Annotated in this window: 18 protein-coding genes; 12 read left to right on the top strand and 6 right to left on the bottom strand. The window is 68.0% G+C overall.

Annotation, left to right across the window (positions count from 1 at the left end):
* Window positions 1–60: 60 nt before the first annotated feature.
* Window positions 61–1,320, bottom strand: a complete 1,260-nt coding sequence (locus A6W98_RS12345; RefSeq protein ID WP_042461878.1) for a vWA domain-containing protein — start codon at window positions 1,318–1,320, stop codon at window positions 61–63.
* A 32-nt stretch (window positions 1,321–1,352) separates the two neighbouring features.
* A complete protein-coding gene (locus A6W98_RS12340; protein ID WP_042461876.1) occupies window positions 1,353–2,264 on the bottom strand; it encodes an AAA family ATPase in 912 nt (303 codons plus the stop codon).
* 112 nt (window positions 2,265–2,376) lie between these two features.
* Between A6W98_RS12340 and A6W98_RS12335 the strand changes: the two genes are divergently transcribed.
* The 3 genes from A6W98_RS12335 to A6W98_RS12325 all read left to right on the top strand — a co-directional run bounded on the left by A6W98_RS12335 (window position 2,377) and on the right by A6W98_RS12325 (window position 5,445).
* Window positions 2,377–3,591 (top strand): acyl-CoA dehydrogenase, encoded by a 1,215-nt coding sequence (locus tag A6W98_RS12335; protein WP_042461874.1) that lies wholly within the window; start codon window positions 2,377–2,379, stop codon window positions 3,589–3,591.
* Between the two features lie 168 nt (window positions 3,592–3,759).
* Window positions 3,760–4,380 (top strand): LysE family translocator, encoded by a 621-nt coding sequence (locus A6W98_RS12330; RefSeq protein WP_042461872.1) that lies wholly within the window; start codon window positions 3,760–3,762, stop codon window positions 4,378–4,380.
* A gap of 114 nt (window positions 4,381–4,494) precedes the next feature.
* Complete coding sequence (locus A6W98_RS12325; RefSeq protein WP_052678032.1) at window positions 4,495–5,445, top strand: hypothetical protein; 951 nt, start codon at window positions 4,495–4,497, stop codon at window positions 5,443–5,445.
* A 32-nt stretch (window positions 5,446–5,477) separates the two neighbouring features.
* Here the strand turns inward: A6W98_RS12325 and A6W98_RS12320 are convergent, their stop codons facing one another.
* Complete coding sequence (locus tag A6W98_RS12320; protein WP_042461870.1) at window positions 5,478–5,684, bottom strand: hypothetical protein; 207 nt, start codon at window positions 5,682–5,684, stop codon at window positions 5,478–5,480.
* Window positions 5,685–5,897: 213 nt separating this feature from the next.
* Here A6W98_RS12320 and pyrC point away from each other — a divergent pair, with 213 nt between their 5' ends.
* The 7 genes from pyrC (at window position 5,898) to A6W98_RS12285 (ending at window position 12,519) form a co-directional block, all read left to right on the top strand.
* Window positions 5,898–6,941: a dihydroorotase gene (pyrC, locus tag A6W98_RS12315; RefSeq protein WP_042461868.1), complete on the top strand. Its 1,044-nt coding sequence runs from the start codon at window positions 5,898–5,900 to the stop codon at window positions 6,939–6,941.
* A 73-nt stretch (window positions 6,942–7,014) separates the two neighbouring features.
* Window positions 7,015–7,695: an orotate phosphoribosyltransferase gene (locus tag A6W98_RS12310; RefSeq protein ID WP_042461866.1), complete on the top strand. Its 681-nt coding sequence runs from the start codon at window positions 7,015–7,017 to the stop codon at window positions 7,693–7,695.
* 197 nt (window positions 7,696–7,892) lie between these two features.
* Entirely contained in the window at window positions 7,893–9,389 is a 1,497-nt protein-coding gene (locus A6W98_RS12305; RefSeq protein ID WP_042465036.1) for a replicative DNA helicase, read from the top strand.
* A gap of 77 nt (window positions 9,390–9,466) precedes the next feature.
* Window positions 9,467–10,519: an alanine racemase gene (gene alr / locus A6W98_RS12300; RefSeq protein ID WP_042461864.1), complete on the top strand. Its 1,053-nt coding sequence runs from the start codon at window positions 9,467–9,469 to the stop codon at window positions 10,517–10,519.
* Entirely contained in the window at window positions 10,516–11,298 is a 783-nt protein-coding gene (locus A6W98_RS12295) for an MlaE family ABC transporter permease (RefSeq protein WP_042461862.1), read from the top strand. Before alr ends, A6W98_RS12295 begins: the two co-directional genes overlap by 4 nt.
* A complete protein-coding gene (locus A6W98_RS12290; RefSeq protein ID WP_042461859.1) occupies window positions 11,295–12,041 on the top strand; it encodes an ABC transporter ATP-binding protein in 747 nt (248 codons plus the stop codon). The genes A6W98_RS12295 and A6W98_RS12290 overlap by 4 nt, the downstream gene beginning before the upstream one ends.
* A 34-nt stretch (window positions 12,042–12,075) precedes the next feature.
* A complete protein-coding gene (locus tag A6W98_RS12285) occupies window positions 12,076–12,519 on the top strand; it encodes a paraquat-inducible protein A (RefSeq protein ID WP_042461857.1) in 444 nt (147 codons plus the stop codon).
* A gap of 33 nt (window positions 12,520–12,552) precedes the next feature.
* On the opposite strand, the gene metH is transcribed toward A6W98_RS12285, so the two are convergent.
* From metH to glnE, 3 genes are all read right to left on the bottom strand, one after another.
* On the bottom strand, window positions 12,553–16,314 hold the full coding sequence (metH, locus tag A6W98_RS12280) for a methionine synthase (protein ID WP_042461855.1): 3,762 nt from the start codon (window positions 16,312–16,314) through the stop codon (window positions 12,553–12,555).
* A 672-nt stretch (window positions 16,315–16,986) separates the two neighbouring features.
* Entirely contained in the window at window positions 16,987–17,253 is a 267-nt protein-coding gene (locus tag A6W98_RS12275) for a hypothetical protein (RefSeq protein ID WP_042461853.1), read from the bottom strand.
* The gene (gene glnE / locus A6W98_RS12270) at window positions 17,243–20,050 is read right to left on the bottom strand and encodes a bifunctional [glutamate--ammonia ligase]-adenylyl-L-tyrosine phosphorylase/[glutamate--ammonia-ligase] adenylyltransferase (protein ID WP_042461850.1); all 2,808 of its coding nucleotides are present in this window, start codon (window positions 20,048–20,050) and stop codon (window positions 17,243–17,245) included. The genes A6W98_RS12275 and glnE overlap by 11 nt, the downstream gene beginning before the upstream one ends.
* A gap of 104 nt (window positions 20,051–20,154) precedes the next feature.
* Between glnE and A6W98_RS12265 the strand changes: the two genes are divergently transcribed.
* Complete coding sequence (locus A6W98_RS12265) at window positions 20,155–20,622, top strand: YbaK/EbsC family protein (RefSeq protein ID WP_042461848.1); 468 nt, start codon at window positions 20,155–20,157, stop codon at window positions 20,620–20,622.
* A 97-nt stretch (window positions 20,623–20,719) separates the two neighbouring features.
* Complete coding sequence (locus A6W98_RS12260; RefSeq protein WP_042461846.1) at window positions 20,720–21,853, top strand: carboxylate-amine ligase; 1,134 nt, start codon at window positions 20,720–20,722, stop codon at window positions 21,851–21,853.
* Window positions 21,854–22,116 lie beyond the last annotated feature (263 nt).

Raw genomic sequence — 22,116 nt, 5'->3', positions numbered from 1 at the left:
ACCGCCCGCAAACAGTGATTTCCAGATGTATCTTTTGCCGAAGCGCGACTTTGACCTGGATCAAATCGGTCCTGAATGTCGCATGGCGGCCAGCATCCGGTCGCGTTCGCCGGTGTCGCGGGCCTCGGAAACGGCCCTGGCCAGGTCCTCCAGAGACCGGATCGAATGGCCGGCCCGGAAGCAGTCGACATGCGGCAGCATCGCCCTTATTCCCCGGGCTTTCGGGGCAAACCCGTCCCATCGCAAAAGCGGGTTTATCCAGATCAGACGCCGCGCCGAAAGATGAAGCCGCTCGATCTCCCGCGCCAGGATGTCCGTCTCGTCGCGGTCAAGCCCGTCGGTGATGACGAGCACCACCGCGCCGGTTCCCAGCACCCGGCGCGACCAGTCGCGATTGAAGGCATGCAGTGCCGCACCGATTCGGGTGCCGCCCTCCCAGTCGGGCGCCTCGGCCCCGGCGGCGGCAAGCGCCGCATCGACGTCGCGGGTGGCGAGGTGACGGGTAATATTGGTCAGGCGGGTTCCGAAGGTGAAGGCATGGACCCGGGCCCAGCCCGCGCCCTTCGCGTTCGACACCGCATGCAGAAAATGCAGCACCATCCGGGAATACTGCGACATCGACCCCGAGATGTCGCAGAGCACCACCAGATCGGGCCAGCGTCGGCGTCGATTTTTCGTCGAAAAATCGCGCATCTCCCCGCCCGCGCGCAAGGCGGCGCGCATCGTGCCGCGCCAGTCCGGCAGCGGCCCCAGTCGGTCGGCGCGGCTGCGGCGCGAGATCAGCGGCGCGACCGGCAGCCGCAGCCCCGCCAGCATGCGTTTCGCCTCGGCGGCCTCGGCCGGGCTCATCTGTTCGAAATCGAGGCTCTTAAGCCGATCCCGCGCCGATTGCGTGCCCGTGGCATCGATCTCGATCTCTTCGCCGGTCTCGGGATCGGGCCTATCGGAGGGCACAGCATCAAGCAGCGCCTCGGCCGCGCGTCTCTCGGCCGGGCGGGCGCGGCGCTCTTCGGCCACACCGCGCAAGGCGGGCAGCATCAGGCTCATCATGTGTTCGAGAAACCGCGGATCGCGCCAGTAGAGCCTGAACACCTGATCGAAGACCGCGCGATGTTCGGGGCGCGAGACGAAACAGGCCGCAAGCGTGTGGTGGAAATCGGCCCGGTCGGTGAAGCCCGCCGCCTCGACCGCGCGGATCGCGTCGATGGCGCGGCCCGGACCGACCGGCAGCCCCGCCTTGCGCAGCGCCCGCGCGAAATGGAGGATGTTATGCGACAGGCGCCCCTCGTCGGGGATACCGAGGGCGGGAAGATCAGCCATCGCCCTGATCCGGCGGCAGGGAGGCAAGCGGATCAGGCGGTCGCAAGCTCGTCCCTCACCGCATCGAGCAGGCGCCGCGCCTCGGAGCCTTCGAGGCGCTGGATGTCGTCCTGATATTTCAGCAGCGCGCCGATGGTATCGGCGATCACGTCCGGCGAGAGCGCGATCACGTCGAGCGCGAGCAGGCATTTCGCCCAGTCGATGGTCTCGGACACGCCCGGCTTCTTGAACAGGTCCTCGGCCCGCAGCTTCTGGACGAAGGCCACGACCTCGCGGCTCAGCGTCTCGGCCGCCTCGGGCGCGCGGGCTTGCAGGATCTCGAGCTCGCGGGCGAAATCGGGATAGTCGACCCAGTGATAGAGGCAACGCCGCTTGAGCGCGTCATGCACCTCGCGGGTGCGGTTCGAGGTCAGGATCACGATCGGCGGCTCGGCCGCGCGGATCGTGCCAAGCTCGGGGACGGTCACCTGGAAATCTCCCAGAGCCTCCAGCAGGAAGGCCTCGAACGGCTCGTCGGTCCGGTCGAGCTCGTCGATCAGCAGCACCGGCGGGCCTCCGGGCTGGGGCCGCATCGCCTGCAAAAGCGGCCGCTCGATCAGGAAGCGTTCGTCGAAAAGCTCGGCCTCGAGCGCGGAGCGGTCGGCCGCGCCTGCCGCCTCGGCGGTGCGGATCGCGATCATCTGCGCGGCGAAGTTCCATTCGCAAACCGCGCTGGCCGCATCGAGCCCCTCGTAACATTGCAGCCGGATCAGCCGCCGCCCGAGCCCGGAGGCAAGTGCGCGGGCGATCTCGGTCTTGCCGGTGCCGGGCTCGCCCTCGAGAAAGAGCGGCCGTCCGAGCCGGAGCGCAAGGAAGGCCACCGTGCCGAGGGCGCGGCCGCAGACATAGTTCTGCCCCGCCAGCATCGTCTGCACCGCATCGATGGACCCGATTTCTTCCGCCATCGGCGCTGTCCTCCCGTCATTCCCTGCCCCTCCCGCGCCGCGGCCCGGCGATTGCCCCACCCTGCCCCGCAGGCTATGCCTCGTCCATAAGCCTAAAGGAGGAGAAACGGCCTTGGAGACCCCCCTGAAACCGAAGGATGCGCCCGAGCTGGCGCGGTTCGACTGGGAAGACCCGCTGCGGCTGGAAGACCGGCTGGACGAGGATGAGAGGATGCTGCGCGATGCGGCACGCGCTTTCGCCCAGGACCGGCTGCAGCCGCGCGTGACCGAGGCCTTCCGCAACGAGACGGTCGAGCCCGGGCTGTTCCGCGAGATGGGCGAGGCCGGGCTTCTGGGGGTGACGCTGCCCGAGGCCTATGGCGGGCTCGGCGCCTCCTACGTGACCTACGGTCTGGTCGCGCGCGAGATAGAGCGGGTCGATTCGGGTTATCGGTCGATGATGTCGGTGCAATCCTCGCTGGTGATCTATCCGATCTACGCCTACGGCTCGGAGGCCCAGCGCAAGCGCTATCTGCCGGGGCTGGCGCAAGGCACGCTGATCGGCTGTTTCGGGCTGACCGAGCCCGAGGCCGGGTCGGATCCCGGCAGCCTCAAGACCCGCGCCGAGAAAACCGCGACCGGCTACCGGCTGACCGGCCGCAAGACCTGGATCTCGAACGCGCCGATGGCCGATGTCTTCGTGGTCTGGGCGAAATCCGAGGCGCATGGCGGCAAGATCCGCGGCTTCGTGCTGGAAAAGGGGATGGCCGGGCTTTCGGCGCCGAAGATCGAGGGCAAGCTGTCGCTTCGGGCCTCGCCCACCGGCGAGATCGCGATGGACGGGGTCGAGGTCGGCGAAGAGGCACTGCTGCCCGGGGTCGAGGGGCTGAAGGGACCGTTCGGCTGTCTGAACCGGGCGCGCTATGGCATTGCCTGGGGGGTGATGGGCGCGGCCGAGGCCTGCTGGCATGCGGCGCGAAGCTACGGGCTCGACCGGCGCCAGTTCGGCCGCCCGCTGGCCGCGACCCAGCTGTTCCAGAAGAAGCTGGCCGACATGCAGACCGAGATTGCGCTTGGGCTGTCGGCCTGCCTGCAGGTCGGGCGGCTGATGGACGAGGCCCGCGCCGCGCCCGAGGCGATCAGCCTGATCAAGCGAAACAATTGCGGCAAGGCGCTGGAGATCGCCCGCGCGGCGCGCGACATGCATGGCGGCAACGGGATTTCCGAGAGCTACCCGGCGATGCGCCATCTCGTCAATCTGGAGACGGTGAACACCTATGAAGGCACGCATGACGTTCATGCGCTGATCCTGGGACGGGCGCAGACCGGTTTGCAGGCCTTCTTCTGAGGCTTTCCGGGACGGGCGACACAAGACCGGGGGCGCTGCCCCCGGCCCCCCGGGGTATTTCGGCCAAGAAGAAGGGGGCTGCGGTCTCTCTGCTTCGTGCGGGGCTTTGCGGAGGCTTCGGGCGGGCGTAAGCTTCGGAACCGAGCGTTCATCTGTGGAGGAGGTCTCATGTCCGTCGATCTCTGGCTTGCCTTTGCCGCGGCATCGGCGGTTCTTCTGGTGCTGCCGGGGCCGACGATCCTGCTGGTGTTGAGCTATGCGCTGAGCCAGGGGCGGCGGGTCGCGGTGGCGATGGCTCTGGGGGTGGCGCTGGGCGATCTGATCGCGATGACGGTCTCGCTTGCCGGGCTGGGCGCGCTGGTTCTGGCCTCGGCCACGCTGTTCACCGCACTGAAATGGATCGGGGCGGCCTATCTGGTCTGGCTCGGGATCAGGCTTTTCAGAAGCCCGCCGGTGCTTGCAGATGATGTCGCCCCGGCGCCGCGCCCGGCCCGCGCGGTCTTCGGCCATGCGGCGCTGGTAACCGCGCTGAACCCGAAATCGATCGCCTTCTTCATTGCCTTCGTGCCGCAATTCCTGCGGCCCGATGCCCCGCTTACGCAGCAATTCGCGGTGCTGATCGCGACCTTCGTCAGCCTCGCGGCGCTGAACGCGCTGGCCTATGCGCTGCTGGCCGACCGGCTGAGGGCACAGATCCGGCGGGCCGCGGTGCTGCGCTGGATGACCCGGGCGGGGGGCGGCGCGTTGATCGGCATGGGGGCGCTGACTGCCTCTGCCGCGCGCAGCTGAGCGGCCGGGGCGGTTTTTCGCTGAGCGCAGGCCGTGCCCTGCCCGACAAGGCGAAAGGCGCCTTTCGAAGGCCGCAACTTGGCTTTAGGATTCCCCGGGGTTGCAGAGGTGACCATGAAAGACCGGTTGGCGAGCGAGGACAACACGGGCCGCTGGCAGGCATTGCTGGACCGGTCAGGAACCGGCGCCTGGTTGAAGGCGCTCGGCCCCGATCATGCGGCGGTCTGGGCGCCGGGCGGCGACACATTGCTGGTCACCTTCGAGCAGGCGCGCAAGATCCTGACCGGCGAGACCGCGGGCCAGCCCCTGGCCGCGCAACTGGCCGAGCCCGCGGGCTGGTCGCGGTTGACGCTGGTCGCGCATGGCGCGACCTGGTTCCGCGATCCGGCGGTCTTTCGCTTCTTCGACGAACGGATCGATTCGGAATTCTTCGACGGCTTCGACCGGGTCGTGTTCTACGGGGCGGGGATGTGCGGCTATGCCGCCTGCACCTATTCGGTGGCAGCACCGGGCGCCGCCGTCGTGGCCCTGGCCCCGCAGGCCACGCTCGACCCCGCGCGGCTTGACTGGGACCGGCGTTTCCTGATCGCGCGGCGGCGCGATTTCGCCTCGCGTTACGGCTATGCGCCCGACATGATCGAGGCAGCCTCCTGTGCCGCGATCCTTTACGACCCCGCGCAGACGCTCGATGCGATGCATGCAGCACTGTTCGACGGGCCGAACGTGCTTCGGCTGGCCGCGCCCTGTTGCGGCGACGCGCTCGAGGCCCATCTTGCAGATATGGGAATTCTGCCCGAACTGATCGACGCGGCAGGTGAAGGGCAGCTTTCGGCAGAGGTCTATTACCGGCTGTTTCGCGCCCGGCGGCGGCATGCGCCCTATCTCGCGGCCCTGATAGACCGGCTCGACAGATCGGGCCGTAAGGACCTGGCGCTGCGGGTCTGCCGCCATGCCCGCCGGATCGCGGAATCCGAGACCGTCTCGGGCCACATCGCCGGCATCACCGGCGCGCGCGCGGATCTCGACAGGCGGCTGCGGCGTCATCGCCCGGCCGATCCTGCCTGATCCGGGCATCCCCGTCCCCCGCGGGCGGGGGCTCAGAGATAGAAACGGTCACTGAAGATCCGGCGGATCACGTCCTGACGGGTCAGACCCCGGGCGGCCAGTTCCTCATCGGAAATGGCGTTCAGCCGGTCAAGCGCGCGCGTGCGCGGATGGTTCTCGACCATGCGGACCATGGCCGCAATGACCGAGGAAAAGAACGAGCCGCGCGGGCCCGCAACATGCGTATTGGCGAGTGCCATGTGGAAACTCCTGTTCGCTTGCGGACGTTTCCTCCCCTTCCGACTAGATAGGACAGAAGCTTTGACTTTTCCATTGACGGCTGGGAAGCCCCGCCTTGCACCAGACGCGTGGCTAGGGACGGCCGCGCAAGGCTCCGGGCCCGGTGGATCGCGGCGCCAAGGGCCGCGATCGGTACTGGAAAGCGCCCGGGCGATTGTGTATCGCCCTGCCCCATGACCCAGAGCCTCACGATCCGACGCCCCGACGACTGGCACCTGCATCTGCGCGACGGCGCCATGATGGCGGGCGTGCTGCCCGAATCCGCCCGCGACTTCGCCCGCGCCATCGTCATGCCCAATCTCGTGCCGCCGGTGGTGACCGCCACCGAGGCCGCCGCCTATCGCGACCGGATCCTGGCCGCGCTGCCCGAAGGGGCGGACTTCACGCCGCTGATGACGCTGTATCTCACCGAAGAGACCGACCCGGAGGATGTGGCCCGCGCCCATGCCGCGGGTCTGGTGACGGCGGTCAAGCTTTATCCGGCCGGGGCCACGACCAATTCGGCCTCGGGCGTGAGCGATTTCGACAAGGTGCGCGGGGTGCTGGACAAGATGGCCGAGATCGGCTGTCCGCTTTGCGTCCATGGCGAGGTGGTCGACCCCGAGATCGACATCTTCGACCGCGAGGCGGTCTTCATCGACCGCGTGCTCGACCCGATCCGCCGCGCGACCCCGGGCCTGAAGGTGGTGATGGAGCATCTCACCACCGCCGATGGCGTCGATTACGTGCGCTCGGTCCCGGAGGGGCTCGGCGCGACGATCACGACCCATCACCTGATCATCACCCGCAACCATATCCTGGTCGGCGGGATCAAGCCGCATTACTACTGCCTGCCGGTGGCCAAGCGCGCCCGGCATCGCGATGCGCTGGTCGCGGCCGCCACCTCGGGCGATGCGCGCTTCTTCCTCGGCACCGACAGCGCGCCCCATGTCGATCCGGCCAAGGAATGCGCCTGCGGTTGCGCCGGGATCTTCTCGGCCACCAACACCGTGTCCTGTCTCGCCGAAGTGTTCGAGCGGGAAGGTGCGCTCGACCGGCTCGAGGCCTTCGCGTCGCTGAACGGCCCCGCCTTCTATGGCCTGCCCCCCAACGAGACCCGGATCACCCTGACCCGGGACGCCTCGCCCGCCGCCTATCCGGCGCGGATCGAGACCGGGGCCGGGCCGGTGACGCTGTTCGATCCGGGCTTCGATCTGCACTGGCGGGTCGAGCGGTGAGACGCGCATTTTTCGCAGAAAAATCGCCGGGCCGGGCCGCGCCCCTCCGGCAGCCAATGGAGACATCCGCGCCATGATCCCCTCCACCTTCCCCGACCAGTCCGAGATCGCCCGCCTGTCCGCCCGCATGCTGCTGGAAATCGGTGCGGTGCATTTCAATGCCGAAGAGCCCTTCACGCTGGCCTCGGGCCTGCCCTCGCCCACCTATATCGACTGCCGCAAGCTGATCTCCTTTCCGCGGATCCGCGCCACGCTGATGGATTTCCTGACCGTGACCGTCCTGCGCGAGGCCGGTTTCGAGGCCTTCGACAACATCGCCGGCGGCGAGACCGCGGGCATTCCCTTCGCCGCCCTGATCGCCGAGCGGATGGCGCTGCCCATGACCTATATCCGCAAGAAGCCCAAGGGCTATGGCCGCAACGCCCGGATCGAGGGCGTGATGGCCGAGGGCGACCGGGTGCTGCTGGTCGAGGACCTGACCACGGATGGCGGCTCGAAGCTCAGCTTCGTCGATGCGATCCGCGACACCGGGGCGGTCTGCGGCCATACGGCGGTGATCTTCTATTACGGGATCTTCCCCGAAACCGAGAAGACGCTCGGCGATCACGGCATCCGGCTGCACCATCTCTGCACATGGCGCGACGTGCTGGCCGAGGCGAAGCGTCAGGGGGCCTTCGATGCCACCACGCTTGCCGAGGTCGAGGCCTTTCTCGACGCCCCCCGGGCTTGGCAGGAAGCGCGCCGCCAGCAATAGGCGCAATCCCGCCCGCGGCCCGACTTACGCCCCTCCGGGTCGGGCCGACCCAGATCTTGACGCATGAGCCCCCTTCGACGCAAGATGAAGGGGTCGAAATTCATGCACAATTCATCCACAGGCTATCCACAGGTTTATCAAACTTGCCGTGGCCACTGGCCGGGGGCTAGAACCCGGCCGCAGGGAGATTAATGAACATGAACACGGTCAGAACGATCCGGCCCGAGGGCGAAGCGGCCGAAGATACCGGCGGCCTGCCCCACAATATCGAGGCCGAACAGCAATTGCTGGGCGCGATCCTGACCAATAACGAAATCTTCGACCGGATCGCGTCCATCGTCCAGCCGCCGCATTTCTACGATCCGGTCCATTCGCGGATCTTCGAGATCGCCGCGAACCGGATCCAGAAGAACCAGCTGGCCTCGCCGGTCACGCTGAAAGCCTTCCTTGAGGATGACGAGGGGCTGGCCGAACTGGGCGGGCCGGCCTATCTGGCGCGACTCGCGGGTGCCGCGATCTCATCCTTCGCGGCGCGCGACTATGCCCAGATGATCTACGATTTCTGGCTGCGCCGCGAATTGATGAAACTCGGCGCCGAGATTTCCGACAAGGCCGCCAAGGTCGACATCGCCTCGGAACCCGCCACCCAGATCGTCGAGGCCGAACAGGGGCTCTACAAGCTGGCCGAGAAGGGCCAGTCGGAAACCGGCTTCCAGTCCTTCCTGCGCGCCGTCACCGACGCGGTGAAGGTCGCCAATGCCGCCTATCAGCGGGATGGCGGGCTCGCGGGGGTCTCGACCGGGCTGACCGATCTCGACAAGAAGCTGGGCGGGCTGCACCGCTCGGACCTTCTGATCCTCGCCGGGCGGCCCTCGATGGGCAAGACCTCGCTCGCGACCAACATCGCCTTCAACATCGCCCGTGCCTACAAGCGCGGCGCCATGCCCGACGGATCGGTCGGCGCGGTGAATGGCGGCGTGGTGGGCTTCTACAGCCTCGAGATGAGCGCCGAGCAGCTGGCCGCCCGGGTGCTGTCCGAAGCCTCGGAAGTGCCCAGCGAACAGATCCGCCGCGGCGACATGACAGAGGCCGAGTTCCGCCGCTTCGTGAATGCCGCGAAGGAGCTCGAGGCCTGCCCGCTCTACATCGACGACACCCCCGCCCTGCCGATCAGCCAGCTGGCCGCGCGCGCCCGGCGGCTGAAGCGGACCCACGGGCTCGACGCGCTGTTCGTCGACTACCTTCAGCTGGTCCGCCCCGCCACCGCCAAGGACAGCCGGGTGAACGAGGTCTCCGAGATCACCCAGGGCCTGAAGGCCATCGCCAAGGAGCTGGACATTCCGGTCGTCGCGCTGTCGCAGCTGTCGCGGCAGGTCGAAAGCCGCGACGACAAGCGGCCGCAACTGTCGGACCTCCGGGAATCGGGCTCGATCGAGCAGGATGCCGATGTCGTGATGTTCGTGTTCCGCGAGGAATACTACAAGGAGCGGGAGAAACCCAGCGATCACGACCTCGAAGGCATGGCACGCTGGCAGGAGGCGATGGAAAGCCTGCACGGCAAGGCCGAGGTCATCATCGGCAAGCAGCGGCACGGGCCCATCGGCTCGGTCGAGCTCAGCTTCGAGGGCCGCTTCACCCGCTTCGGCAACCTCGTCCAGCCCTGGCAGCAGGGACAGGCGGTCGAGGGGTTTTGATCGGACCTTGGGTCGCGGCCCCACCCCCGGGGCATTCCGCTCTTGACGCGGCCCGCGCGCGTGGCACAACAGCGGCCATGGCTACCGGAACACTCACGATCGATCTCGACGCGCTTGCGCGGAACTGGAAGGCGCTCGACCGCGCAAGCGGCGCGGGCGTGGAAACGGGGGCGGTCGTCAAGGCCGACGGCTACGGGCTGGGCGGCGACCGCGTCGCCCGCGCGCTGGCCCAGGCCGGCGCCCGGCGCTTCTTCGTCGCCGTTGCCGAGGAAGGCGCCCAGATCCGCAACGCGCTGGGACCGGGGCCGCAGATCTGCGTGTTCTCGGGCCATATGCCGGGCGATACCGACATGATCGGCGATCTCGATCTGGTGCCGATGCTGAACTCGGTCGAGCAGCTCACCCGCCACATGGAAGGCCTGCCCGGTCGTCCCTTCGGCATCCAGCTCGATTCGGGGATGAACCGGCTGGGCCTCGAACCGGCCGAATGGGCGGCGGTGCGCGACATCGTGCTGGCCGCAAAGCCGGTCCTGATCATGAGCCACCTCGCCTGCGCAGATGAACCCGACCACCCGGCGAACCTGCAGCAGCTGACCGCCTTCCGCGAGATGACCGAAGGCTGCGACGTGCCGCGCTCGCTTTCCGCCACCGGCGGGGTGCTTCTGGGGCCGGACTATCATTTCGACGTCACCCGCCCCGGCATGGGCGTCTATGGCGGGATGCCCTTCGCCGAGGCCGAGCCGGTCGTCGGTCTCTCCTTCCCGGTGATCCAGACCCGCGAGGTCGAACCGGGCGAGAGCATCGGTTACGGCTATACCCACACAGCGGGCGAGCGCCGCGTCGTCGCAACCGTCGCCGCAGGCTATGCCGACGGCCTGCACCGGACGCTGTCCAACCGCAGCAAGCTCTGGTTCGAGGGCACGCCCTGCCCGATCGTCGGGCGGGTCTCGATGGACCTCGTCACCGCCGACATCACCGATCTGGGCCGCATCCCGCCCGCGCTCGACCTGCTTTGCCCCGAACAGGGGGTGGACGCGGTCGCCGACAGCGCCGGGACCATCGGCTACGAGATCATGACCGCGCTCGGCCGCCGCTATGCCCGCCGCTTCCTGGGCGGAGCAGGAGCATGATCCTGCTGGCGCCGCTCGGCGCGCTGGGACGTACCGTATTGGGGGCGCTCGCGGCCATCGGCCGTATCGCGCTCTATGCCCTGGCCACGCTCTATGCCATGGTCCGGCCGCCCTTCTACCTGCGCGAGCTCGGCCATGCGATCTGGGTGATCGGCTATAACAGCCTGCCCGTGGTCGGGCTGACCGCCGTCTTCACCGGGGCGGCGCTGGCGCTGCAGATCTACGAGGGCGGCTCGCGGTTCAATGCCGGGCAGGTCGTGCCCTCGATCGTGGCCATCGGCATGGTGCGCGAGCTGGGCCCGGTTCTCGGCGGGCTGATGGTGGCGGCGCGGGTCGCCTCCTCGATCGCGGCCGAGATCGGCACGATGAAGGTGACCGAACAGATCGACGCGCTGGCCACGCTGTCGACCGACCCGATGCGCTATCTGACCGTGCCCAGGGTGGTGGCCGCGACGCTGACCGTGCCGGTGCTGGTGGCGGTGGGCGATTCCATTGGCATCCTCGGCGGTTACCTGGTCGGGACGCAGAGCCTCGGGCTGAATGCCGCCGCCTATCTCAAGAACACCGCCGATTACCTCGTGCTGTGGGACGTGACCTCGGGGCTGATCAAGGGCGCGGTCTTCGGCTTCCTGATCGCGCTTGTGGGCTGCTATTTCGGCATGAATTCGGGCCGCGGCGCACAGGGCGTGGGCGCGGCGACGAAATCCGCCGTGGTGGCCGCCTCGATCCTGATCCTCGCCTCGAACTATCTTCTCACCACATTGTTCTTTGCCGCATGATCGAGCTTCGTCACATAGAAAAGGCCTTCGGACGCAACCGCGTCCTGCGCGGCGTCAACCTGACCGTGCCGAAAGGCGCGAGCATGGTCATCATCGGCGGCTCGGGCACCGGCAAGTCGGTGCTGCTGAAATGCATCCTCGGGCTCGTACGGCCCGATGCGGGGCAGATCCTGATCGAGGGAGAGGACGCCTCGAAGGCCGAACGCGATGCGTTTCTGGCGCGGTTCGGGATGCTGTTCCAGGGCGGCGCGCTGTTCGACTCGCTGCCGGTCTGGCAGAACGTGGCCTTCCGGCTGCTGCGCGGCACCGGCAAGCGGCCCAAGGCCGAGGCCCGCGAGATCGCCATCGAGAAGCTGCGCCGGGTCGGGCTGAAACCCGATGTCGCCGATCTGTTCCCGGCCGAGCTGTCGGGCGGCATGCAAAAGCGCGTGGGCCTGGCCCGTGCCATTGCCGCCGATCCCGAGATCATCTTCTTCGACGAACCCACGACCGGGCTCGACCCGATCATGGCGGGTGTCATCAACGAGCTGATCCGCGAGATCGTGGTCGAGATGGGCGCGACCGCCATGACCATCACCCATGACATGACCTCGGTCCGGGCCATTGCCGACAATGTGGCGATGCTGCATGGCGGCGTGATCCAGTGGACCGGGCCGGTCAGCGACATGGACCAGTCCGGCGATCCCTATCTCGACCAGTTCATCCATGGTCGTGCCGAAGGACCTATCGAGGCGGTGCGGTGAAATCCCGCCGCGCCAGGCGGCGGGGCTGAGCGCGATGCGCGCGTTGCGGCTGGCCAATCTGGCGCTTCTGGTCCTGTTCCCCATCGCCTGGGCAGCACCGCTCTTGCGTGCGGGGCTGTTGCCGCTGTTCGGATTGTCGGAAATCTCGGTGCTGTCGGGGCTGGCCTCGCTCTGGCAGACCGACATCTTCCTCGCGCTGCTGGTGACGCTCTTGGCGCTGGTCGCGCCCTATGCCAAGACCGTGGGGCTTGCGCTGGTCCAGTACGATCTGGCCTCGGCCCGGCTGCTGCCCGCGATCCATGTCATGGGCAAGCTCGCCATGGCCGATGTGTTCCTGATCGCGATCTACGTCGTCCTGGTCAAGGGCATCGGCATGGGCCGGGTCGAGACCGCCTGGGGGCTCTATCTCTTCACCTTCTGCGTGCTGGCCTCGCTGGCTCTGTCGAGCCTGACGGCCCGCATCCTGAAACGGGGCTGAACGCCCGGCATTGCCCGCCGGGCGCAGGTCCCGTCAGGCAGCCGCCGCGTCACCCTCCTTGCGGGGGGTGTAATTCAGCACCGGCGCCAGGTGACGTTCGGCCTCGGACAGCGAAATCCCCTTGCGCGCGGCATAATCGGCGACCTGATCGGCCTCGACCTTGCCGATCCCGAAATAGTAACTGTCGGGATGGGCGAAATAGAGCCCCGAGACCGACGAGCCCGGCCACATCGCCATGCTCTCGGTCAGCCGGATGCCCACCGCCCGCTCGGCATCGAGCAGCCGGAACAGGGTTTTCTTCTCGGTGTGATCGGGCTGGGCCGGATAGCCCGGCGCGGGCCGGATGCCGGCATAGGGCTCGGCGATCAGCTCCTCGGGGGTGAAACGCTCGTCCGGCGCATAGGCCCAGAGCGTCCGGCGCACCTCGGCATGCATCCGTTCGGCGAAGGCCTCGGCGATGCGGTCGGCAAGCGCCTTGACCATGATCGCGCCGTAATCGTCATTCTCCATCGCCATCCGCTCGGCGATAGCGACTTCCTCGGGGCCCGCGGTCACGGCAAAACCGCCCAGATAGTCGGGCGCGACGCCTTCGGGCGCGACGAAATCGGCAAGCGCCGCATTGGCCACGCCCGGCCGCTTGGCGGTCTGCTGGCGCAGCGTGTAGAAGGTCGCCAGCGTCCCGGTCCGGTCCTCGCCGGTGTAAAGCCGGACATCGTCGCCCACCGCATTGGCGGGCCAGAAGCCCACCACGCCCTTCGGCGCGAACCAGGCGCCCTGCACGATCCGGTCGAGCATCCGGCGCGCGTCGTCGTAAAGATTGCGCGCCGCCTCGCCTTTCTTCTCGTCTTCGAGGATGCGCGGAAACACCCCCCGCATGTCCCAGGCATGAAAGAACGGCGTCCAGTCGATATGCGCGGCCAAATCGGCAAGGTCCCAGCGGTCATAGACCCTGGTGCCAAGAAAGCCGGGCCTGACCGGCCTATAGGCAGCCCAGTCGACCGGCACCGGATTGGCCCGCGCCGCGGCCAGCGGCAGGCGCTTCTTGGCGGCCTCGCCGCGGGCATGCTTTTCGGCGATCTCGCGATACTCCTCGCGGATGCCCTCGACATAGCCCGCCCGCTGGTTGTCACTCAGGAGCGACGAGACCACGCCCACCGCGCGGCTGGCATCGGTCACATAGACCGCCTGCCCCCGGCTGTAATGCGGCGCGATCTTCACCGCCGTATGCACCTTGCTGGTGGTCGCGCCCCCGATCAGCAGCGGAATGTCGAAGCCCTGCCGCTCCATCTCCGAGGCCATATGCACCATCTCGTCGAGCGAGGGCGTGATCAGCCCCGACAGGCCGATGATGTCGACCTCGTGTTCTTTGGCGGCCGCGACGATCTTCTCGGGCGGGACCATCACCCCCAGATCGACGATCTCGTAATTGTTGCAGGCCAGAACGACGCCGACGATGTTCTTGCCGATATCGTGGACGTCGCCCTTGACGGTCGCCATCAGCACCTTGCCCGCGGCCTCGCGGCGGCCCTCCTTCTCGGCCTCCATATGGGGCAGCAGCACGGCCACGGCCTGTTTCATCACCCGGGCCGATTTCACGACCTGCGGCAGGAACATCTTGCCCGCCCCGAAAAGATCGCCCACCACGTTCATCCCCGCCATCAGCGGGCCCTCGATGACATGAAGCGGCCGTTCCGCCGCCAGCCGGGCCTCCTCGGTATCGGCCTCGATGAATTCGGTGATGCCGTTGACCAGCGCATGTTCCAGCCGTTTCCCGACCGGCAACTCGCGCCAGGACATGTCCTTTTCGCGGGCCTGAGACCCGCCCTGCCCGCGGTATTTCTCGGCCAGTTCCAGCATCCGCTCGGTCGCGTCCGGGCGGCGGTTCAGCACCACATCCTCGCAGGCCTCGCGCAGCTCGGGCTCGATCTGGTCATAGACCGCAAGCTGGCCCGCATTGACGATGCCCATATCCATGCCGACCTGGATGGCGTGATACAGGAAGACCGCATGCATCGCCTCGCGCACGGGCTCGTTGCCGCGGAAGCTGAAGGACAGGTTCGAGACCCCGCCCGAGATATGGACATGCGGGCAATCGGTCGTGATCCGGCGCGTGGCCTCAATGAAATCGACGCCGTAATTGTCATGTTCCTCGATGCCGGTCGCGACGGCGAAGACGTTCGGGTCGAAGATGATGTCCTCGGGCGGAAAGCCGACCTCTTCGGTCAAGAGCTTGTAGGCCCGGGCGCAGATCTCGACCTTGCGGTCCTCGGTATCGGCCTGGCCCTGCTCGTCGAAGGCCATCACGATCACCGCCGCGCCATAGGCCCGGCACAGCCGCGCATGGTGCAGGAAGGCCGCCTCGCCCTCCTTCATCGAGATCGAGTTGACCACGGGCTTGCCCTGGACGCATTTCAGGCCGGCCTCGATCACCTCCCATTTCGAGCTGTCGATCATCACCGGCACGCGGGCGATATCGGGCTCGGCCGCGACGAGGTTCAGGAAGTCGATCATCGCCTGTTTCGAGTCGATCAACCCCTCATCCATGTTGACATCGATGATCTGGGCGCCGTTCTCGACCTGGTCGCGCGCCACATCCAGCGCGGTCGCGTAATCCTGTTCCTTGATCAGCCGCCGGAACCGGGCCGAGCCGGTGACGTTCGTCCGCTCGCCCACATTCACGAAGGGGATGTCGTCGGTCAGGGTGAAGGGCTCGAGCCCCGACAGCCGCAAATGGCGCGCGGGCTGCGGCAGGGCGCGGGGCGCATACCCCTTCACCGCCTGCGCCACCGCCGCGATATGATCGTAGGTCGAGCCGCAGCAGCCGCCGACCACATTCACCAGCCCGTCCCGGGCAAAGCCCTCGACCAGCGCCGCCATCTCGTCCGGGGTCTGGTCGTATTCGCCCATCTCGTTCGGGAGCCCCGCATTGGGATAGGCGCAGATCAGCGTGTCGGCCACGCCCGACAGTTCGGCCAGATGCGGGCGCATCGCATCGGCGCCCAGCGCGCAGTTCAGCCCGATGGTCAGGGGTTGGGCATGGCGCACCGAATGCCAGAAGGCCGTCGGCGTCTGGCCCGAAAGCGTGCGCCCCGACAGGTCGGTGATGGTGCCCGAGATCATCACCGGCAGGCGCAACCCCTGTTCGGTAAAGACCTCCTCGCAGGCAAAGATCGCGGCCTTGGCGTTCAGCGTGTCGAAGATCGTCTCGATCAGCACCAGGTCGATGCCACCCGCGATCAGCCCGCGCAGCTGCTGGGCATAGGCGATCCGCAGATCGTCGAAGGTGACGGCCCTGTATCCGGGATCGTTCACATCGGGGCTGATCGAGGCGGTCCGGTTGGTCGGCCCCAGCGCGCCCGCGACGAAGCGACGCCGCCCGTCCTCGGCCTCGGCCCGGTCCATCGCCCTGCGCGCCAGCCGCGCGCCCGCCTCGTTCAGCGCAAGGACCTTGTCCTCGAGCCCGTAATCGGCCTGGGCGATGGTGGTCGAGGAAAAGGTGTTGGTCTCGACGATATCCGCGCCCACCATCGCATAGCGGTAATGGATCTCCTCGATCACATCCGGATTGGTGAGGTTGAGAAGGTCGTTATTGCCCTTCTGCGGCTTGTCGCCGTGCAGATGGCAGCTGCAGCCCGCGCCATGGCCGGTGAAATCGTCCTCGCTCAGGCCGAGCTTCTGGATCTGGGTGCCCATCGCCCCGTCAAGAACCAGGACCCGCTCGCGCGCGGCCGCACGAAGGGTGTCGAAAACGGGCGAGAGGGCGAGGCGGGTGGGGCTGAATGCGGTCTGGGTCATGAGCGGCAGGTACCGCCTTCTGCCAGACAAGTCCAACTCATGTTTGTCACGATAATTATGAGGGCGATTCACATTCCTATGACACGGCCAGACCGCAGGCGGCCGCGGGAAAAATCCGGCTCGGATCAGGTCATCCGTGCCGTCGGCGCGGGCCGCCCGGCCCATACGCTGTCCCGACAGCGCGCCATCGGCATCGTCTCGATCTCTCCGGCTCTCTGGTCGTCTGGCCCTGGCGGTAGCGAAACGCGCACGAATAGCGGACGCATGGCGAGGAGGCACCGAGAACCGATGCCCATAGGGTCGCATCCACCCGGCCAGTTCGGCACCTGCCAAAGGAAAAGCGCCCCCCCAAAAAAAGCTGCCCCCTGGCGGAGGTTGTCGCGGATAATGCGCGAAGATTGCAGGACCACCACTGCCACGCGCCCGGCTTGCGGGCCGCACGGGACATGCCGAGATCGGCCGTCAGGCCGGGCGTTTCCCGGAAAGGATCGCCGCGCACTGCCGGCCAGGAAGACGGCACGCCCCCTGCAGCACGCTGGTAACTACCTCGCGGCGATACATCTCTGAGACATCCGACACCGGCCGCGATGTTCCGCAAGCCCCTCGGCGGCGGCCCCGTATCACCGGGCCCGACCATGTCATGACACGGGCGTCAGAGCCGGAAATGGCGGTTCAGCTTCGTCTTCCATGCGCACCGCCGCGCCGACGCGCCTGCGGCCCCGCATTCAGCCCGGCCCGCAGCACCGCCGTCATCGGGTGATCGGGCGCGGCCGCGGCATGTTCGGCCAGCAGCCGCCGCAGCGCGCGCTGGGAATCGATGCCCTCGGGCAGACCGATCGCCCAGTCGAGAAAGATCGACCGGCATTCGGGCGCGCCGATGCCTTCGATCCGGTAGGATTCGCGGATCACTCCGCGCGGGTCGGCCAGTTCAATCCGCATCTGCTTGCTCCTCTGCCGGGCTGCGCGCAATCACGGCCTCGATCGCGGTGGCGGCCGCCGCACGCTGGATCTCCAGAAGGTCTTCCAGCGCGGCGACATCCTCCGCACCGGTGCCGCGCAACAGGAAGGCCTGTCCGCTTTCGCCAAGCCTAGCGGCATCGAGCGGCGTATCCGAAATCAGCTTGGCCGCGCCCTGGATCTGGCGCTGCAGCCGGTAGGAGGCGCCGAGCACCTCCGCCTCGTCCTGCCGCAACCAGCCCGCCTCGACCCCGGCGCCCATCTGCTCGGCAACAGAGGTCGCGGGGCTGGCGGCGATCAGCGCCGCGGCGGTGGCGATCAGCTCGATATCCTGGCCCCGGCCCGGACCCTGCTTGCCGTCCCAGGTCGATTTCGCGGGCTTGGCCCCGGCCAGTCGCCGCCGCATGTCGACAATGCCCGCGACCGTGCGCGCCACATCCGCCTTGTCTGCGATCAGCGCCCGCCGGAAGCTTTCGACCTCGGCGCCCAGCGCCGCATCGCCCGCGACCGGACGCGCCCGGGTCAGGGCCAGATGCTCCCAGGTCCAGGCCTCGTCGCGCTGATAGTTCCTGAAGCTCTGCAGCGAGGTCGCGACCGGCCCCTGATTGCCGGAGGGCCGGAGCCGCATGTCGACCTCGTAGAGCCGACCCTCGGCCATCGGCGCGGTCAGCGCGGTCACCAGCGCCTGGGTGAGCTTGGCGTAATAGGCGCGCGAAGCCAGCGGCCGCCGCCCCTCCGAGGCCTCGACCCCGTCGGCATCGTAGATCACGATCAGGTCGAGATCCGAACGCGCGCTCAGCGCCCCCGCCCCGAGCGAGCCCATCCCCAGCACCACGGCGCCCTTGCCGGGCGGATCGCCATGCTTGGCCGCGAATTGCGCCACGACCCGGGGCCAGAGTGCCGCCAGCACCGCCTCGGCCAGATCGGCATATTCCGCGCCCGCGGTCCTGGCATCGATCAGGCCGCGCAGGAAATGCACCCCGATCCGGAAATGCCATTCCCTGACCCAGGCCCGGGCGGCGTCGAGCTGGGCCTCGTAATCGCCCAGCGCCCCGAGCCGGTCATCCAGCGCCCCGGTCAGCGCCGCCCGCCCCGGCCAGTCCTCGAAGAAGCTGCCGCCGATCACCGCGTCGAGCACCCGGGCATTGCGCGAGAGATACTGCGCCAGTTCGGGCGAGACGCTGGTGATGTCGATCAGCAGGTCGATCAGATGCGGATTGGCCTCGAACAGCGAGAAAAGCTGCACCCCGGCGGGCAGACCGGCCAGAAAGCCGTCGAAGGCGGCGAAGGCCTCGGCGGGGCGCGGCGCCTTGGTCAGCCGCGAGAAGAGGTCGGGCTTGAGCCGGTTGAAGATCTCCTGCGCGCGAGTCGTGCGCAGACAGGGATAGCGCGGCCAGCGTTCTACGATCTCGGCCGCGGTCTTCGGGATCTCGGGCAGATCCTCGGCGGGCTTGCCGGGGGCGAAGAAGCCTTCGGTCAGCCCCGCCACCCGGCGCAGCCGCGCGGCCAGCGCGTCGCGCCAGGGGCCGGCCTCTGGGGCCCCGCAGAAATGCGCGATCCGGACGATGCCTTCTGCCGAATTCGGCAGAAGATGGGTCTGGGCGTCATTGACCATCTGCAGCCGGTGCTCGACCTCGCGATGGGCCCGGTAATCGGCGGTGAGGGTCTCGGCCACCTCCTCGGGCACCCAGCCCTTGGCCGCCAGCCGCGTCAGCCCCTCGACCGTGCCCCGCACCCGCAGCTCGGGGTCGCGGCCGCCCGCGATGATCTGCCGGGTCTGGGTGAAGAACTCGATCTCGCGGATGCCGCCCTGCCCCAGCTTCATGTCATGGCCTTCCAGCACCAGCCCGCCATGCAGCCCCTTGTGGCTGCGAATTCGCAGCCGCATGTCATGGGCATCCTGGATCGCCGCGAAATCGAGATGCTTGCGCCAGACGAAGGGCCGGAGCCGGTCGAGATAGGCCCAGCCCGCCTCGATATCGCCCGCGCAGGGCCGCGCCTTGATATGGGCCGCGCGCTCCCAGGTCCGCCCGAGGCTTTCGTAATAGCGCTCGGCCGCCTCCATCGACATGCAGACCGGCGTGACCGAGGCATCGGGCCTGAGCCTCAGATCGGTGCGGAAGACATAGCCCTCGCCGGTGGCCTCGGACAGGATCGCGGTCATCCGCCGGGTGATCTTGACGAAGGCGCTGCGGGCCTCGTGAAAATCGGCCGGGTCGAACCGGTCCTGGTCGAACAGGCAGATCAGGTCGATATCCGAGGAATAGTTCAGCTCATGCGCGCCCTGCTTGCCCATGGCCAGCGCCACCATGCCGCCCGCGGTGTCGGCATCGGCCTCGCTCAGCCCCGGCAGCCTGCCCCGCGCGATCTCGGCCGCGACCAGGCGCCGGATCGTCACATCGACGCAGAGATCGGCGAAATCGGTCAGCGCGCCGGTCACCGCCTCGAGCGGCCAGAGCCCGCCCAGATCGGCCAGCGCGATCAAAAGCGCCGCGCGCCGCTTGGCCTGACGCAGCCCGGGCTTGAGCGCCTCGAGCGACAGCCCCCGGACCTCGTCCATCAGCGCCGCGAAGACCGGCTCCGGCGCACCGGCCAGCAGATCCTCCAGCCAGTCGGCCTCGCGCGTCATCAGCCCCCAGAGATAGGGACTGCAGCCCGCCGTGCCCTCCAGCAGGGCGCGGATCTCGGGCGGCTGGGCGGCGAAACGGTCGGCCGCCTCGGCGGCGCGGTCGGGCTCATGCGCAAGGGGCGCGCGGGTCAGGCGGGATGCGAAGCTCATGGCCGAGTGATGCCGCGCGCGCGCGCGGCGGTCAACGGGGCTTGCGGCCACCCCGCCCCGGGCCGATAGTCCGCGCCGCGAAACGCCGCAAAACGGAGGCAGAGATGAGCAAAAGCCTGAAACGGGTCCGTGCGGCTCTGGAGGCCGCCGGGATCACCCCCGACATCCGCGAGCTGGGCCAGACCCGCACCGCCCAGGAGGCCGCGACCGCCGTGGGCTGCGACCTCGACCAGATCGCCAAATCGATCGTGTTTCGCGGCGAGCAAAGCAACAGCGCGATCCTGTTCCTGACCGCGGGCGGCAACCGGGTCTCGGACGAGAAGGCCTCGGCGCTGGCGGGCGAGCCTCTTGGCAAGGCCGATGCCGCGCTGATCCGCGCCCAGACCGGCTTTGCCATCGGCGGCGTCGCGCCGGTCGGCCATCTGAGCCCGATCCGGACCTTCCTCGACCCCCGCCTGCTGGAATTCGACACGGTCTGGGCCGCCGCAGGAACGCCCCGCCACGTGTTCCCCCTTGACGCACATGCCCTGCCCGGACTGACCGGCGCCGCAACGGCCGATTTCACGCAATAGGCGTCGCAGCCCCTTCCCCGGATGCCGCGCGCGATCTTGCGGGCGCGGCCGTTTCCTGCTGACATTCCCCGGACAGAGCGGCGCCAGGGAGGGGACCATGAGCGCGAGCGAGCCCGATTTCACCCTCGGCATCGAGGAGGAATACCTGCTGGTCGACCGCGAGACCTGCGCGCTGGCGCAGGCGCCGAAGGACCTGATGGCGGCCTGTGCGGCGGATCTGGGCGATCAGGTGACGCCGGAATTCCTGCAATGCCAGATCGAGGTCGGCACCCGGGTCTGCCGCAGCGTCGCCGAGGCCCGCGAGGAACTCAGGCGGCTGCGCGCGACGGTGGCGCATCATGCGGCGCAATTCGGGCTGGCACCGATCGCGGCCTCCTGCCACCCCTCGGCCGACTGGCTCGACCAGAATCATACCGACAAGGACCGCTACAACGATCTCGACCGGGCGCTGGCGGCGGTGGCGCGGCGGATGCTGATCTGCGGCATGCATGTGCATGTGGGCATTCCCGATCCCGACCAGCGCATCGACCTGATGACTCAGTTTTCCTATTTCCTGCCGCATCTTCTGGCGATGTCGACTTCGTCGCCATTCTGGAAGGGGGTCGATACCGGGCTGGCCTCCTACCGGCTGACGGTGTTCGACAACCTGCCCCGGACCGGCCTGCCGCCGCGCTTCGAAAGCTGGTCCGAATACGACCGCTCGGTCGGCACGCTGATCCGGCTGGGGCTGATCGAGGACGCCACCAAGATCTGGTGGGACCTGCGGCCCTCGGCCCGCTTCCCGACGCTCGAGACCCGGATCTGCGACATGAGCCCCCGGCTCGACCACACCCTGTCGCTGGCCGCGCTGATCCAGTGCACGCTGCGGATGCTGTGGCGGCTGGCGGGCGAGAACCTGCGCTGGCGGATCTATGAACGCTTTCTGGTGGGCGAGAACCGCTGGCGGGCGCAGCGCTACGGCGTCTCCGAGGGGCTGGTCGATTTCGGCCGCAAGGAACTGGTGCCCTTCGCCGACCTGCTGGAAGAGCTGATCCAGCTGGTCGAGGCCGATGCCGCCGTGCTGGGCTGTCTCGACGAGATCCATGCCGCCCGCGATGTCATCGCCCATGGCACCAGCGCCGAGCGGCAACGCAATGCCCATGCTGCGGCGCTGGCCACGGGCGCCGACAGCGAAGAGGCGATGCGGTCCGTGGTGCGGCTTCTGATTGAGGAATTCGGTGCAGATCTCTGAGCCCCGTCTTACTTGGACAGTCTTACTTGGACAGCGCCCCACTGTGACATCGGAGCCAAGACGAAACGCAGTCGAGCACCCCGAAAGACGCCCGTCTTCGTTTCAGCCATGAGGACACGCCCTCAGCCGCGCGGGCGTCGAACTAGACCAGCCCGGCCAGCAGCAGACCGTCCGGCGCCGGGACCGGCACAAGCTCGGGTACCGGGGCCCGGTAAGGAACCGAACATCCTGGACGACCCGTCGGCATTGCAGTGCGCCGGCCC

The organism is Rhodovulum sulfidophilum DSM 1374, assembly GCF_001633165.1.
Taxonomy (GTDB): domain Bacteria; phylum Pseudomonadota; class Alphaproteobacteria; order Rhodobacterales; family Rhodobacteraceae; genus Rhodovulum; species Rhodovulum sulfidophilum.
Note: the sequence above shows the minus strand (reverse complement) of the source record. Positions and strands in the feature narration are given on the sequence as shown.